General features: G+C 46.6%; 8 protein-coding genes. 1 reads left to right on the top strand and 7 read right to left on the bottom strand.

Annotated elements, in window-relative coordinates; all coding sequences use genetic code 11:
• Positions 1-57: 57 nt before the first annotated feature.
• Entirely contained in the window at positions 58-540 is a 483-nt protein-coding gene (locus NYR53_RS05980) for an anthrone oxygenase family protein (protein WP_261304353.1), read from the top strand.
• 721 nt (positions 541-1,261) lie between these two features.
• Here NYR53_RS05980 and NYR53_RS05975 read toward each other — a convergent pair.
• The 7 genes from NYR53_RS05975 to NYR53_RS05945 form a co-directional block, all read right to left on the bottom strand.
• Entirely contained in the window at positions 1,262-1,690 is a 429-nt protein-coding gene (locus NYR53_RS05975) for a hypothetical protein (protein ID WP_261304352.1), read from the bottom strand.
• A gap of 219 nt (positions 1,691-1,909) precedes the next feature.
• Complete coding sequence (locus NYR53_RS05970) at positions 1,910-2,395, bottom strand: hypothetical protein (protein ID WP_261304351.1); 486 nt, start codon at positions 2,393-2,395, stop codon at positions 1,910-1,912.
• Between the two features lie 207 nt (positions 2,396-2,602).
• The gene (locus NYR53_RS05965) at positions 2,603-9,022 is read right to left on the bottom strand and encodes a GH32 C-terminal domain-containing protein (RefSeq protein ID WP_261304350.1); all 6,420 of its coding nucleotides are present in this window, start codon (positions 9,020-9,022) and stop codon (positions 2,603-2,605) included.
• Positions 9,023-9,622: 600 nt separating this feature from the next.
• A complete protein-coding gene (gene poxB, locus NYR53_RS05960; protein ID WP_261304349.1) occupies positions 9,623-11,344 on the bottom strand; it encodes a ubiquinone-dependent pyruvate dehydrogenase in 1,722 nt (573 codons plus the stop codon).
• 342 nt (positions 11,345-11,686) lie between these two features.
• Positions 11,687-11,872, bottom strand: coding sequence for a hypothetical protein (locus NYR53_RS05955; RefSeq protein ID WP_261304348.1), 186 nt, complete (start codon positions 11,870-11,872; stop codon positions 11,687-11,689).
• Between the two features lie 146 nt (positions 11,873-12,018).
• Positions 12,019-12,150 carry a hypothetical protein gene (locus NYR53_RS05950; RefSeq protein ID WP_261304347.1) on the bottom strand — a complete coding sequence of 44 codons (132 nt, stop codon included), beginning with the start codon at positions 12,148-12,150 and terminating at the stop codon, positions 12,019-12,021.
• Positions 12,151-13,216: 1,066 nt separating this feature from the next.
• Positions 13,217-13,831, bottom strand: a complete 615-nt coding sequence (locus NYR53_RS05945) for a polysaccharide deacetylase family protein (RefSeq protein ID WP_261304346.1) — start codon at positions 13,829-13,831, stop codon at positions 13,217-13,219.
• Positions 13,832-13,919 lie beyond the last annotated feature (88 nt).

Below are 13,919 nucleotides of genomic sequence, written 5' to 3'. Positions count from 1 at the left end.
ACGAGGAGTTCAGCAATTTTTATTTGCTTGCAATTAATTAAAAGGAGTTGGATGTTTATGGCTAAATGGACCATCGGCCTCACCTATGCCTCCGCGCTCGGCTCGGGGTTGATCGCGGGCATTTTTTTCGCTTTCTCAACCTTCGTCATGGCCGCACTCGCCCGGCTCCCGGCGGCGCAAGGGATCGTCGCGATGCAGTCCATCAACTCGACCATCCTGCAGACACTTTTCAGCTTCGTTTTCATGGGAACTGCATTTGTCTCCGTCGTCCTGGGGGGCGTATCGTTTTTCCGGCTGGGTACGCCCGGCGCACTGTACATACTGATCGGCAGCCTGCTCTATTTTGTCGGCGCTTTCGTCGCCACGATCATCTTTAACGTGCCTCTTAACGATGCGCTCGCCGCCGTCGAACCCGGCAGCGCCAAAGGTGCGGAAGTCTGGCAACACTATCTATCTCGCTGGGTAGCCTGGAACCATGTGCGGACGATCGCCTCCCTGGCTTCTCTGGCCGCATTCATCATCGCACTGCGCCGTTGTTAAGCGAATCTCGCTCGACATAGTCTGGAAGAGCGGTGTTTTCTGCGCTAACGCTCCCAGTTAGCGTAGCGAACTAAGTTCGCTCTATGATAAAGTTCCCCGAAATGTATCTGAGCACAAAGTTCATTTTGATCACAAAATATATATCAACATATAAAGACAAAGCCACTCCTGCCAATGGAGTGGTTTCTTTAAATAGAACTTCTCTTTTATTTAATAAAATCCCATACAATCTCTATTATCAGGAATTGATAGCATCTTTGGACAAGTATCATTCCTTCACAACGATTATCAGAATGTTATATACCCAACCAACATCCTAAATTTTTATGCCAAGCTATTTCAAAAAATGTATTTCTGTATTCCACAATTCCTGTCCATCAAAATTAAAGCATCTAGTTCCAACTGCCCACGTTAGTAGTCCTTGTTGGTCATTAAAAATTGCTCTGTTAAGTCTGTCGTGTTTTTTCCAAACAAAGTACAAAATCTTACTTCACTATCAGTAGTTTATATTGCAAACTTACCATTTTCGTTTAAGTAAACGCCTCTTACTCCAGTAACGATAATTCGATTTCTCCAGTTAAGCATTAAGAATTAAATATGGCTTTGTATCAAAGCCTGCCGTTACGAATAAATCATTTGTGATTATAGGACAATTATTTCTCTTATTTTATGAATTTATGTTACCTTTTTCATTCCTAATCAAATCCATGTTTTATTGAAATTAGTTGTTCTTCTCGAATACGCCCAATAACAAATAACCAAAAACTAAGCCACTAATGGTAAATGATATTTGTCCGGAATTAAATAAAAACATCGCAAAGGGCAACTTAATTGTATTTAAGCCTAAAACCATAAGCAAGGGAATAAATACGATATAAAGTGTAGGTATTCCTATAATACAGAGTTTAACCCAATCTATCTTCCAAGTTCCATGCTTCCGAAAATTACGATAAAAACTTGGTACAGAAAAGAGAATCCCAAGAATGAGAGGAAACATCACTGCAAAAATTAGAGTAGAACTAATTTTATACGTTTGTTGTGCCTCATTATCCAAATAATTCTGATACTTAAATCCAAGTGAAATTATGCTAATCATTACAACAGAATAAATCAAGTATATTGCAATTCTTTTCATCGAATTACGCTTCATTTATTCAACCACCTTTAATTGGTTTTTTTAAATCAAATTGCTCTCTCATCAATGTATAATTGTCACCCCATTATACCATATGTTGGAATTTACATGTTGTCGTATCGCTTAAGGAGCTTGAAAAAGCAGCCAGTTTCATCACGCTAAATTACCCGTAACGAAGGGCTATCACGCGATAGCCCTTTCGGTTTTCAACTATCGTTATCCGTTAGAATTGAGTCATTTAGCTTCATCATTGAACCATCTTGTTATGGTTTTGACTTTTGTGAAGCCTAAATATTTATAACGGATGGTCACACTTTGAATCGGTTGTTTTTCATAACGGAAGCGTAATCCATATTGCATCGGGGTTTGTACTTTTTTCTCCAACGCAGCATGAAATTCTTTTAGTGAAAGTTTAGGGTAAATGGAGGATGCGTGGATATCTGTAAACTTAAGTGCTGGATCGGGATTAGAAAGAACTTGTACCATGGCAGCTGAATCATAAGTGACACCGAGCTGAACTGTATCGGGTGTATTATCTCCGTTAATCATCACACTTAGAATGTCGATTTTACCATTGCCCACATTACTTAACTCAAGGACATATTCTTTTTGTCCTACATCTTGGTAGTTGACTTGCTGAAGTCCTTCATTTGTTAATGGATCTGTAATTTGATACCAAGTGGTGGCAGATACCAATCCAATGATTGTTAAAACACACATACTTATGATGAATGTTTTTTTACAATTCAAATATGCCTCCATTTTATCCAAAATCAATTCAATAATTAGACGTTTCCAGAATCAGTAAAGTTTCTTACTCCTAATTATACTTATTAACCTGAACTGGTCCGATCAATAAACAACACCGGAACCATTTTGGTTCCGGTGCGTTGTAAGCTAAATCTTATAGGATGCTATTTCATATTACTACTTCACTGGAACGTTAATATCGTCCAGGTTGATATGACCCCAACCGCCGGTGTTATTATCTACGATCTTGATGTAACATGGGGTATTCAAGTAGACTGAAGCGTCCCAGATCACTTTCGAGTACGTTTCACTGTTCGTTCCTGTCGATTTCATCAGTTCGACTCCGTCCGAAGCACGGACCAAGGCGACATACAGATTACTTATACTGTTGCCCCCGCCGACCAGGAAATCGATTTTACCACTGCCACCCAGTGTGAAGGTTGACGATTTGATGGTTCCAACCGCAGCGTCTCCGCCGTTCAGGTAGCCGTACAAGTGATACTTATTGTTCAGCTGGAACATGCCGCCCCAGCCCCAGTTTGTCAGCGATGTAACGCTGGAATTGCTGAAAGCCGTACCGCTGACAACCGTCCAACCGGTCAGGTCACCTGTTTCAAAATCGTTATTCGTCAATTGCGTCGTTGGTGTCAGGTTATACACATTCAAGCTGTTCAACGTGACGTTGCCCCCCGTTGAGTAAAGCTCCAGTCCCGTATCGGCAAGAAGCGGGAAGATTTGATCGGTGATCACTGCCTTGCCGTTGTTGCCGAACGCCTCAACAGATGCACGATCTACGTAAATGTGAAGCGTGATTTTATTGCTGTCGGCAGTCATGGCAACTTCGTGTCTAGCCGCAAAAGTGCTGTCGAATTTAGACTCGCCCGATGCGGTGCGGTCAACGAACATTTTACCGGTCGATTTATTGTACCCGACTACAGTTGAATCGTTCGCGCCTTTACGCACTTTGAAGCCATACTCCGTTGCTGTCGCTGTATTGTCTTGGAATTCTGCGACGATCTCCCACTTGTCGCCCGACAAGCTTGACAACAAGTTCGTTCCAGTTTGTGTAATCGTTTGGTTTGTCCAGCTGTTTGTCGTACCGCGCAAAGCATTGACCTCAGTCACAGGGTTCGACGTCAAGCGCACGCCAGAGCCTGTAGTTACCAGCTTCGCTTCGCGAGGAAGCGTCATTGCGCTTCTCGAAACAGAAGCTGGGATGCCTTGGCCGTAGTTCCAGTTGTTCATCCAAGCGATTTCAATCCGGCGGCCATCCGTTGACGGAATGTTATTGAACGATGTTGCAGCATAATCGTCCGAACCATTATCACGCCATAGTACCGTTGTTGATGGATTGTCATTCGTAAAGGTAGTTCCATTAAATTGTCCCACGAAATATTGAATGCCTGAACCGCCTGCTGGCGCACCATTGGCGATGCTGACCGACAATACCCATTTCATGTTGCCCGTGTTGCCGTCAACCGGCAATTGGTACAAGTCCGGACATTCCCACGTGCCGCCATGCGAACCATCCGCGCTGCCGAATTCGGTCGCGTACGTCCAGCTTTTCAAATTAGTGGACGTGTAGAAGCGCACGCGGTCGCCCGCAGATATAACCATAACCCATTTGCTCGTTCCTGCGTTCCAGAATACTTTCGGATCGCGGAACACGGTAAGCCCTGCCGGCATCGTAATGACCGGATTGCTTGCGTATTTTGTCCAAGTACGTCCATTGTCGTTACTGTATGCGACGCTTTGCACCTGCGTGCCGCTGTTTTCCTGCGTGAATATCGCGACCATTGGCGGGGTCGTGCCGGTTAGGAATCCGCTCGTGTTGTTCGTATCTACTACGACGCTGCCCGACCATGGGAATCCGTTGCTGTCGTGCTCAAGCGCGATCGGCAGCTCCTGCCAGTTCACAAGATCTGTACTGACTGCATGGCCCCAGAACATCGGTCCCCAAGTGAGTCCTGTAGAGTTCTTTTGATAGAACATATGGTACTCGCCGTTGGAATAAACAAGTCCGTTCGGGTCATTCATCCATTTCTGTTGTGGTGCAAAATGGTATGATTCCCGGTACTGCTGATAGCGAGTACCTGCGAGATCGCTTGCTGTATTGTATACGTGGAAATCGTCAGCGTTGATATGGCCCCAACCACCGGTCGAGTTATCAACGACTTTGATGTACACGTCTTCACCGAGATACTGGGATGCATCCCAGAATACCCGTCTGTATTGCTCGTTGTTCTTACCTGTTTCTTTAATCAGCTCCGCGCCATCAGACGCTCTGACGAGTGCGACGTACTCGTTGTTGATGTCGTTGCCGCCGCCGATCAGGAAGTCGATCCATCCAGTTCCGTCCAACGTGAACGTAGTTGATTTCATGACACCGACCGGTGTATCGGAACTTGCACCTTTAAAGCCCCACATGTGGTACGTTCCGTTTTGATTGAACGGTCCACCATAGCCCCAGCCGGTATCCGAAGTTACGTCGGCGTTGACGAACTCGGTGCCGCTGACAACGGTCCAGCCCGTCAAGTTGCCGGTCTCAAAGTCCGGATTAGTGATGTTGACGGTTGTCGGCGCCTGCGTCGGTACATGGAAATCGTCGATATTGATATGGCCCCATGCGCCAGTCGCGTTGTCGACCACTTTGATGTAACACTGTGTGCCGATGTAATCGGCCGCATCCCAATTGACTCGGCTGTACGATTCGCGGTCGCCGCCGGTGGCTTTGAACAATTCTTTGCCGTCCGAAGCGCGAACCAGTGACACATACAGATCATAATAGTTGTTGCCGCCGCCGATCAGGAAGTTGATTTGGCCATTTCCGCCGAGAATAAATTTCTGTGAGCGCATCGAACCGATTTGCGAGTCGGTCGTATTAGCCGCACCCCAGAAATGGCTGTTTCCGCTCTGGTTGAACGGACCGCCCCAACTCCAGCTTTTGGCTGTTGTCACGTCCAGATTGCTGAACGCGTCGCCGCTCAGAATCGTCCAGCCCGACAAATTATTGTCGAAGTCCGGGTTAATTAAATTTCCATGCGCCGGTTCGGCGGTAACCGTTATCGCGCTGGTTGCAGTAAAGTTGCCGACCCTTGTTTTTGCCGTAATGGTTGCGGTACCTACGGAATTCGCAGTTACATTTCCGTTGATAACCGATGCCACAGCCGGGTTGCTGGATGTCCAAATGACATCTTTGTTTGTTGCGTTCGAAGGAGATACTGTAGCCAGCAGCAATTGGCTGTCTCCATTAATAATCGTTTTCGATGCAGGTAAGGTAACAACTGTCGGGTTAACCGCTGTGTAAGCGGAATTCATCGCCCACACTTGCAGAGATTTAACAGTTACCGTGCTCGAGTTTGCGTTGGCGTATAACTGAATGCCTTTTGCGTCGCTGCGTGTCGGATAAGCACGTGTTGTGAGCGATTTCAACCCATTCAAGTATCCTTCGATCATTGAACGGTCCACATAAATGTGCAACTGAACTGTAGACGTACCAATGTCAGTGACGCCGCCCTGATACCATTTCTCGACATCCGGGTTCAGACTGCTTTTCGTCCGGTCGACCCAGAATTCCTTCGAGCTCACCTTATAGTACATATTGGTGTACTCTTCTGCCCCCGGCGAGCGGCGCAGACTGAATCCTACTTCATTCGCAGTGCCCGGATCGATATCCGCCACGATTTCATACATGTCGGAACTGATGCTGGACAACGCCGTATTGGCTGCCGCGAAAGTTGTATTCGTCGTGATGTTAACGAGCTGTGTGCCGCGAAGAGATGTCAGTTCACTGATCGGCTCCTCACCGAGCTTGCCGTCTGCGCGCAGGTACACGTTCAGCGGAATTCCGAAGTTGTGCGCATATCCGGCATCGGAGTCCATCGTTGCCGTTCTGCGGCCTTGCGCGATGCTATAGATGACCGTTCTGCCGTCAGCTGTCAGGCCGGCTGCAGGTCCCGTGAAATGTTCACCGACGTCAAGCAGCTGCGGCGTCGCATTGTCCGGCGTAAACCGCGCCGTCGTCGGGTTCCATGTACCGATCCAGTAGTACGTATAGCGGGATTGGAGCTCCGAGCTTGCCATTTTGGCCGGGTTGATCATGAAAATGTACTTGCCGCTCGTGCCGAGCGGACGTAAGTTCGGCAGTTCCCAGACGCGCCCGGTTTGCGGATAGGTGGCAAAGTCACCGTCGTACAGGTCTCCTCTAAACGTCCAACCGGATTCCAGCGTCGGATCGGTTGTCGAGTAAACAAGTGCAGTGCCGCCCGTGTTGTCAGCCTTGCCCGAAGTTACCAGCATAAACCACGTACTGCCGTCCTTGAAAACGAATGGGTCGCGGAACTCACCCGACATTCCTTGACCTGATTGCTGGTTAACGACGACCTTCGGACTTTTGTTCCAGTTGTTCAGGTCGTTATCTGCGTCAACGCCATAGTTGCTGCGAGCGATATTGATTCGCTGTCCTGGCGATTGGTGATTATCACCGGCTGTATAGAAAATAACCGGAATATTGTTGCCGTCCAGAACGGAACCGCCTGCCCATGCGCCGTCGATATCGACCGCATTCTTCTCAGGAATTACCGCGTCTTTCGCGTCTCGCCAGTGAACCATGTCGCTGCTGACCAGATGGCCCCAACGGATGTTATCCCAGTAAGGTCCACGTGGATTGCTTTGGTAGAATACATGGTATTGGCCATTGAAGTAGAGTGCGCCGCCCGGCTCGTTCTGCCATGCAGAAGGCGGTTCAGCGTGGAATTGCGGACGCTGCGAATCGTTCGCCAAAATGCTGCGGTCGATACGATTGTTCGCTGTCGGCAGGTTCCCGCCAAGAGCGCTCTTATACGAATTGTAAGCGCTTTGAATATCGGCCGCCGGCGTGACTTGGTTGCGAATTTTCACCTCGTCGATCAAACCGCTGAACGAATTCAAGTTAAATCCGTACAGCCAAAAAGCTTGATTGTTTTTGGCAATCAATAGATCAGTATCGCTAGCCAAAATCTGCTGACCTACAGGGAAATTCGCTGTCGCTACTTGTTTCCCGTTCAAGTACAGAGCCGCAAGACCTGTGTCACTGCTGTACGAAGCGACCACATACGACCACTCGTTGAGCGGCAACTGCTGATCCGACATGATTTCACGCCAGTCACTGCCTGTTCCAAATTGGAAGCCAAATGTGCCTCCCCGAGAGTTACCGAGAATAAAGCCCTCTTTCGCCTCCCGGTTATGCTGGTTGACGATCGCGGACAAACGTCCTTCTGCACCCGATTCGAAGTTGCGCGGAGCAACCCACGCTTCGACTGTAATCGCTTTCGTAGGTGTTGGGAACTTATTCACCGGATGATCGACCCATGTGGAATATCCGTCGAACAATAGCGCTCCGCTGCTGATTCCATCGCTTTTCCAAAGAGGACTTTGCGATGATTGGTATACGCCAGTATTCAAGTGGTATGCCACCGCATCAGCATTACCCGATACCGTCTCGGATGTTGTTGCGCCAGTCGTTTCATTCAAATGCCACTGGCCGACCAGGCCGCCTGCGTATATGGAATTGAGCACATTGAAATCGTCGGCATTGATGTGGCCAAAACCACCCGTCGAACTGTCAACGATTTTGATGTACACATCTTGGCTGAGGTAAGCCGAAGCGTCCCAGAACACACGCCGGTAAGCTTCGGAATTACTGCCGGTTTCTTTAAAGAGTACGGCTCCGTCCGATACGCGTACAAGCGATACGTACAGATTGGTGATGTCGCGGCCGCCGCTGATCAGGAAGTCGATGCCGCCATTGCCGCTAAGTGTAAAGGTGGAGGACTGCAGCGTACCGGTCGCACTATCGCCAGCCGCTTTGAATCCAAATAAGTGATAGGTGCCGGCTTTGCCGAATGCGCCGCCCTGGCTGTAATTATTCTCATACACCAGGTTGCTTGGCGCGAACGCGTCGCCGCTGACGTTCGTCCAGCCCTTGATTTCAAAAGGCACCAGATCCGTCAATTCGAAGTCCGGATTGTACAGCGCCGGCGATACGTGTCCGTGCAGCGTTGCCGTTTGCGGAACGTGGAAATCGTCAATGTTGATATGGCCCGTCGTGGAATTATCAACGACTTTGATTTTGACGACTGTGTTGACGTACGCCGCCGCGTTCCAATTGACCCGCGCATAAGTATCTGTATTGGTCCCTGTCGCTTTCATCAGCTCGACGCCGTCGGAATCCCGAACGAGCGCGACATACAGGTTATTGATGTCGTTGTTGCCGCCGATCAGAAAATCGACCGCGCCGTTGCCGCCGAGAGTAAACGTCTCGGATTGCAAAACGCCAACTTTGGAATTGTCGCCTTTGCCATCCCAAATGTGCCAGAAGTTATGTTGATTGAATTTTTGCAGGTTCCAGTAATTTGTATCGTTCGCTACGCTTGTGTTGGTAAATGTAGTTCCGGTTGCTGTCCAACCGGTCAAATCCCCCGACTCAAAGCTAGGATTGGTAATGGTCGTAGCTGCTTTTACTACGGTTGGCGGTAAATTAGGAACCACTAAAAGTGAGGCAAATAAAATGGCTAGGAATTTTTTCATATTACCGCGAAAAGTCCTTTTATTCCTCATCAATTGACATCTCCCACTATTCTGTTTAGAATACGCTTACAATTTTCCGATAAACAAAAACAACTTTTTACGTAAGCGCTTACTATTTACAACACTTTAATCTCCTTTCTATGAAGAGTGTCAGCTAGCATAAACGAGAAGCAGCGGGTCAGGCTCAATGTTTTATATCACCACCTTCATGACTTCAACTAGATAATTGACAATAAAAGGAATCTCCTTCAATTGTAGTAACGTTTACGCAAACGTTTACGTAAACGTTTACAAGTTGTTCTGATTTAATCCTACTTTCTTCTTTCTACTTTGTCAACTTTGTTTTTTTTCATTTCGACAAGCCTGATCGGTGCAATATGATCAACTATCGTTCTCCGTTTAACGAGCTGCCGATTGCTCAAAGTTCTCTACCTCATTAATCGGACATAGGCACCAAATCGAATAAATTTCGATACATACTAGAGATAATTGCGATGTAACCGGCTGTAATTCTTTTTGTATTAACGTAAGCGTAATAGCCCTCATCTGGCAATCAGATGGGGGCTATTTTAAACTTGCGACTAAGGCAGTGTGACCAGTCAGTTGTAGGAGTCCAAGTACTCCTATTTATTACCGAAGGAGATTGGTTTTCGCCAGTTCGATGACTTCGTTGCCTTGCCCGTTCAAAACGGCTTTCAGCATCCACATCGTAAATCCTCGAGCCTGCTCGAGGTTGATTTTCGGCGGCATCGCCAGCTCCTGACGATTGACGACGACGTCCAGCACTACCGGACCGCTGTGTTCGAGGGTTCGGCGAACGGCGCTTTCCAAGTCATTCGGATCCTCGACGCGAATTCCTTCGATTCCCATGGCTTGAGCAAGTGCCGCAAAGTTTGGATTGTCGAGTTCCGTTCCGAATTCTAAAAAGCCAGCTGCTTTCATTTCTAATTCCACGAATCCAAGCGCGCCATTATTAAAGACAACGATCTTGATCGGGAGCTTATGCTGACGAAGGGTCAATAGATCTCCGAGCAGCATAGTGAGTCCCCCGTCCCCAGACAGCGATATGACCTGGCGTTCCGGTTGCGCAACCTGAGCCCCAATCGCCTGGGGCATGGCGTTCGCCATTGTCCCGTGGTTAAACGAGCCAAGTAGCCTTCTTTTTCCATTCATGCTCAAGTATCGGGCAGCCCACACAGTCGGCGTACCAACATCGCAAGTCAAAATGGCATCCTCATCTGCGAGATCACTGATTACCTTCATGAGGAATTGCGGATGAATAGGAGCTCGACCAGGAGCTGCAAGGTTGTCCAGTTCCTCGCGGACTTTGGCATAATGTGCTGCAAAGTGCTGCAAATGATCAGGGGAGTGCGGTTCCATTAAAAGGGGTAATAGCATGTCGACCGTCGTCTGTACGTCTCCGCACACCCCGTATGCGAGCGGCGTTCGCCGGCCTAGTCGGGAGGAATCCAAATCAACCTGAAGGATGGTCGCTTCTTGCGGATAAAATTGCCGGTATGGAAAATCGGTACCCAGCATGAGTAGGACATCGCATTCCATCATGGCGTGGTATCCTGATGAATATCCGATAAGACCGGTTAATCCGACGGAATACGGGTTGTCATATTCCAGATATTCTTTTCCTCGCAGCGCTATGACCATCGGGGATTGCAGTTTCTCGCACAGCTTCATGAGCGAAGCATGAGCTCCCGAGCAGCCAGCACCGCACAGCAAGGTGATCCTCTTGCCTTTGTCTAAGTAGTCGGCAAGCGTCTTCAATTCGTCTGTAGAAGGGCAGACAATTGGCCGGGTGGAATGGATGACGCGTTCTGGAACCGGGCTTTCGTCGTATTCGAAAGCGGCTACATCACCAGGAAGAACTAAGACAGACACTCCAGACTTTGCCGTCGCGGTTTGCATCGCCATCGTAACCGCTCGAGGTATTTGCCTCGGTCCGGTTACGATTTCACAAAAGAAGCTGCATTCCTGAAACAACAAGTCCGGACGAGTCTCTTGAAAAAAGCCGCTGCCAATTTCACTGCTCGGAATATGAGCGGCAATCGCAAGCACTGGCACCCGGTTTCGATGGCAATCGTACAATCCGTTAATGAGATGTAAATTACCAGGTCCGCTGCTACCCGCACAAACGGCGATTCCTCCGCTGAGGGTGGCATCCGCGCCAGCCGCGAACGCTGCAACCTCTTCGTGGCGGACATGGATCCATTCTATTTCTCCGGAACGACGGATCGCATCGAGCAAGGCATTAAGCGAATCGCCGATAATGCCGTAAATTCGCTTAACGCCGGCGTTCAGAAGGGATTCCACGATGGAATCAGCTATCGTTCTTTTCAAGGGAATCTCTCCTTATTGTTTTTATTATTTTGCCATAATATGAGCAGTATATTCTTGATTTCACTACGATCGAGTTTGTTGGGCTTTAATATTAAATTAAGTAGTCACATTTCGGTAATTTCATTCCTTATTATAGGAATGCTGCCCGTTACTTGAATGAAGAAAAAAAGGAATTGCCGCGAGGCAAGCCCCTCAACTCGTGTTTGCTGTTACGCACTTTTTACTTACTGTAACAACGATTATGTTTGTGCCGCCGAACAAGAAAAAAAAAAACCGCAGCATGAAGCATGCCGCAGGTCTCTAACTCGTATTACTTTAGATCGTTCCATGCCGAAGCTCAACTTAGGAATTGACATCCGTATCAATGATTTCATCCAGTTCTGAACTATGTTCGTTTGCGGCTGCAATAATTTCTTGATCGACCTTATTACTTCCTTGAATTTGCTCCGCGGCTTGGGCTTGATTGTTCAGTTGCTTAACAATTTGTCCTGTGCCATGAGCTCCTTGATGTCCTCTACTGGATGTCATTTTATTTATCCTCCAAATTCGAAAGGATCTTTCTACTATATTATGATGCTATTTTCCACCTTTATTCCACATAGAGCCTCATGCAATTGTGTAATCAACACCAACAGATTCAGCTACTGTTAATTGAATGGTTCGCTGAAATGTTTTTAAGCATCACCTGGTTGATCGTGTGTATTATTTTGTGCAGACTGGTCAGGCGATTTTCGAGTTCGAGATTGCAGTTCCTTATCAACGGTTCGCTGAGATTTGGTTATCTTAGTTTTAGTTTTATCGGACATTGAGATTACCTCCTTTCTATCTTGATGAAATAAACTAAAACATTTAGCCTGTTCTGTGGGAAAGTATCCTCAGGCTTTTTTAGGGCTTTATATGTGAACCATTTTGTTAACTAACCACCTTAATTAATATTTGCCTCATCAATTTTACCCTTTTGATTTGGTTTTTGGTTTTTTTGCTTTTCGGATTTTACGCTTTTCTTTTGATTAGTCATAACTTTAACACACCCCTTTGAGTAATTGGAAACATATATATTGTACTCACTTAAGAAGCAATATAAGCAGACACATTGTGCCAATCACTTAGTTGGTAGGAGAAATTAAACAATAATTTCTTACTGGGAACTAAAGCTTTTCAAATGAGATTATTCTTGCATAATCATCCCTTAATCTCCACAAAATAAAGCACATTGAGAAAAGGAATGATTTTATCCCATGGCAAATAACAGCTCTTTACTCGTACCACAGGTTAAAGCGACAATTAAGCAATTAAAGTGAGAAGTAGCTCAAGAATTATGACAGCAGTTAGGACATACCTTCGCTGCTTTGGACATATCAATTTGAAAACCAAGTTCGGATTCTAAAGACTGAAGAGTTGACGGTTTTACCATTCTTTCTATCACAGCGTTGATATCGTAGCAATCTCCCATCCATAGTGAACGATTTAACAGAGGGTAGTCATACATATCTTTATGGTCACCCATGTTAACTCTCCTTTAATTGCGCACTTATGACCAAGTAACAAGACCTAATGTGATTCCCTTTGCGTGGTTATTACACTATCATTCCCTCGTTAGTTTAGTTCCCATTTTACCACAAATGAGCGTTGAACTAAGCTGCCCGTTCCTTCAACGGACAACGGCAGCCGATCGTCGAACTGCCGCTTTTCATGCTTCTATATCGTGTATGGTTAAATTATGTCGAGAAATGAAAGCGTATTCAAATTTCTATTTTCACCTTTCATGCTACTATTTTTACTTTATTTACGTTCAACATGAACGAAAAGAACCTAACCGTTGGCTAGGTTCTTTTCGAGATCCTCTTCTCTATCACGATCACTATTTTTTGATTATGATTCCGGCATTTGTAAGAGCTCACTAACCGTTACAAGCTGATAACCTTCTTTTGTTAATTCCTTGGTTAAAATTCGAACGGCTTCGATGGTTTGGGACCGGTCCCCGAAGCCGTCATGAAAGAGAAGAATGCTCCCGCATCCAACCTGCTTTCGGGTTGAATCGAGAATATGCTCTACTCCAGGCATCCCCCAATCTTTGGCTTCTCCGTTGAGAGCTCCTATGACATGATACTCCAGTTTGGCAGTAATCGCATGGACTTCCAAGTTATAATCGAGGTATGGAGGACGCATAACAGCAGGCCGGCCGCCTGTTACCTGTGTGATTAACCTGTCCGTATCGAAAAGCTCGCGCTCGCATGCGTCCAAACTAATTTGAGTCATATAAGGATGGGAGTAAGAATGGTTCCCAATTTCATGTTTCCTGACATGGACATCCAGAGCGGTCTCGGGATAAAGTTCGATTTGTTTACCCATCATGAAAAACGTAGCGTGACCGGAAACCTCTTCGAAAATATCTAACAATTGCGGAGTATAGATCGGATTAGGACCATCGTCGAATGTAAAAGCAATAGCTTTTTGTGATGTTGAAACGCGACGAATGATTTCCATACGTTCAGCCACCTTCTCTCAACCATTTAATTGCAACTATTCTCTCTCCCCGTCTGAACGTTTCTCCGTTAGAGTACGGGACATCCTT

The sequence above is a fragment of the Paenibacillus andongensis genome (assembly GCF_025369935.1).
Taxonomy (GTDB): Bacteria; Bacillota; Bacilli; order Paenibacillales; family NBRC-103111; genus Paenibacillus_E; species Paenibacillus_E andongensis.
Note: the sequence above shows the minus strand (reverse complement) of the source record. Positions and strands in the feature narration are given on the sequence as shown.

Excerpts from the sequence above, each read along its gene's own strand:
- NYR53_RS05965 (WP_261304350.1), bottom strand. The coding sequence starts at position 9,022 with ATGAGGAATAAAAGGACTTTTCGCGGTAATATGAAAAAATTCCTAGCC.
- NYR53_RS05945 (WP_261304346.1), bottom strand. The coding sequence starts at position 13,831 with ATGGAAATCATTCGTCGCGTTTCAACATCACAAAAAGCTATTGCTTTT.
- NYR53_RS05950 (WP_261304347.1), bottom strand. The coding sequence starts at position 12,150 with ATGTCCGATAAAACTAAAACTAAGATAACCAAATCTCAGCGAACCGTT.
- NYR53_RS05970 (WP_261304351.1), bottom strand. The coding sequence starts at position 2,395 with ATGTGTGTTTTAACAATCATTGGATTGGTATCTGCCACCACTTGGTAT.
- NYR53_RS05980 (WP_261304353.1), top strand. The coding sequence starts at position 58 with ATGGCTAAATGGACCATCGGCCTCACCTATGCCTCCGCGCTCGGCTCG.
- NYR53_RS05975 (WP_261304352.1), bottom strand. The coding sequence starts at position 1,690 with ATGAAGCGTAATTCGATGAAAAGAATTGCAATATACTTGATTTATTCT.
- NYR53_RS05955 (WP_261304348.1), bottom strand. The coding sequence starts at position 11,872 with ATGACATCCAGTAGAGGACATCAAGGAGCTCATGGCACAGGACAAATT.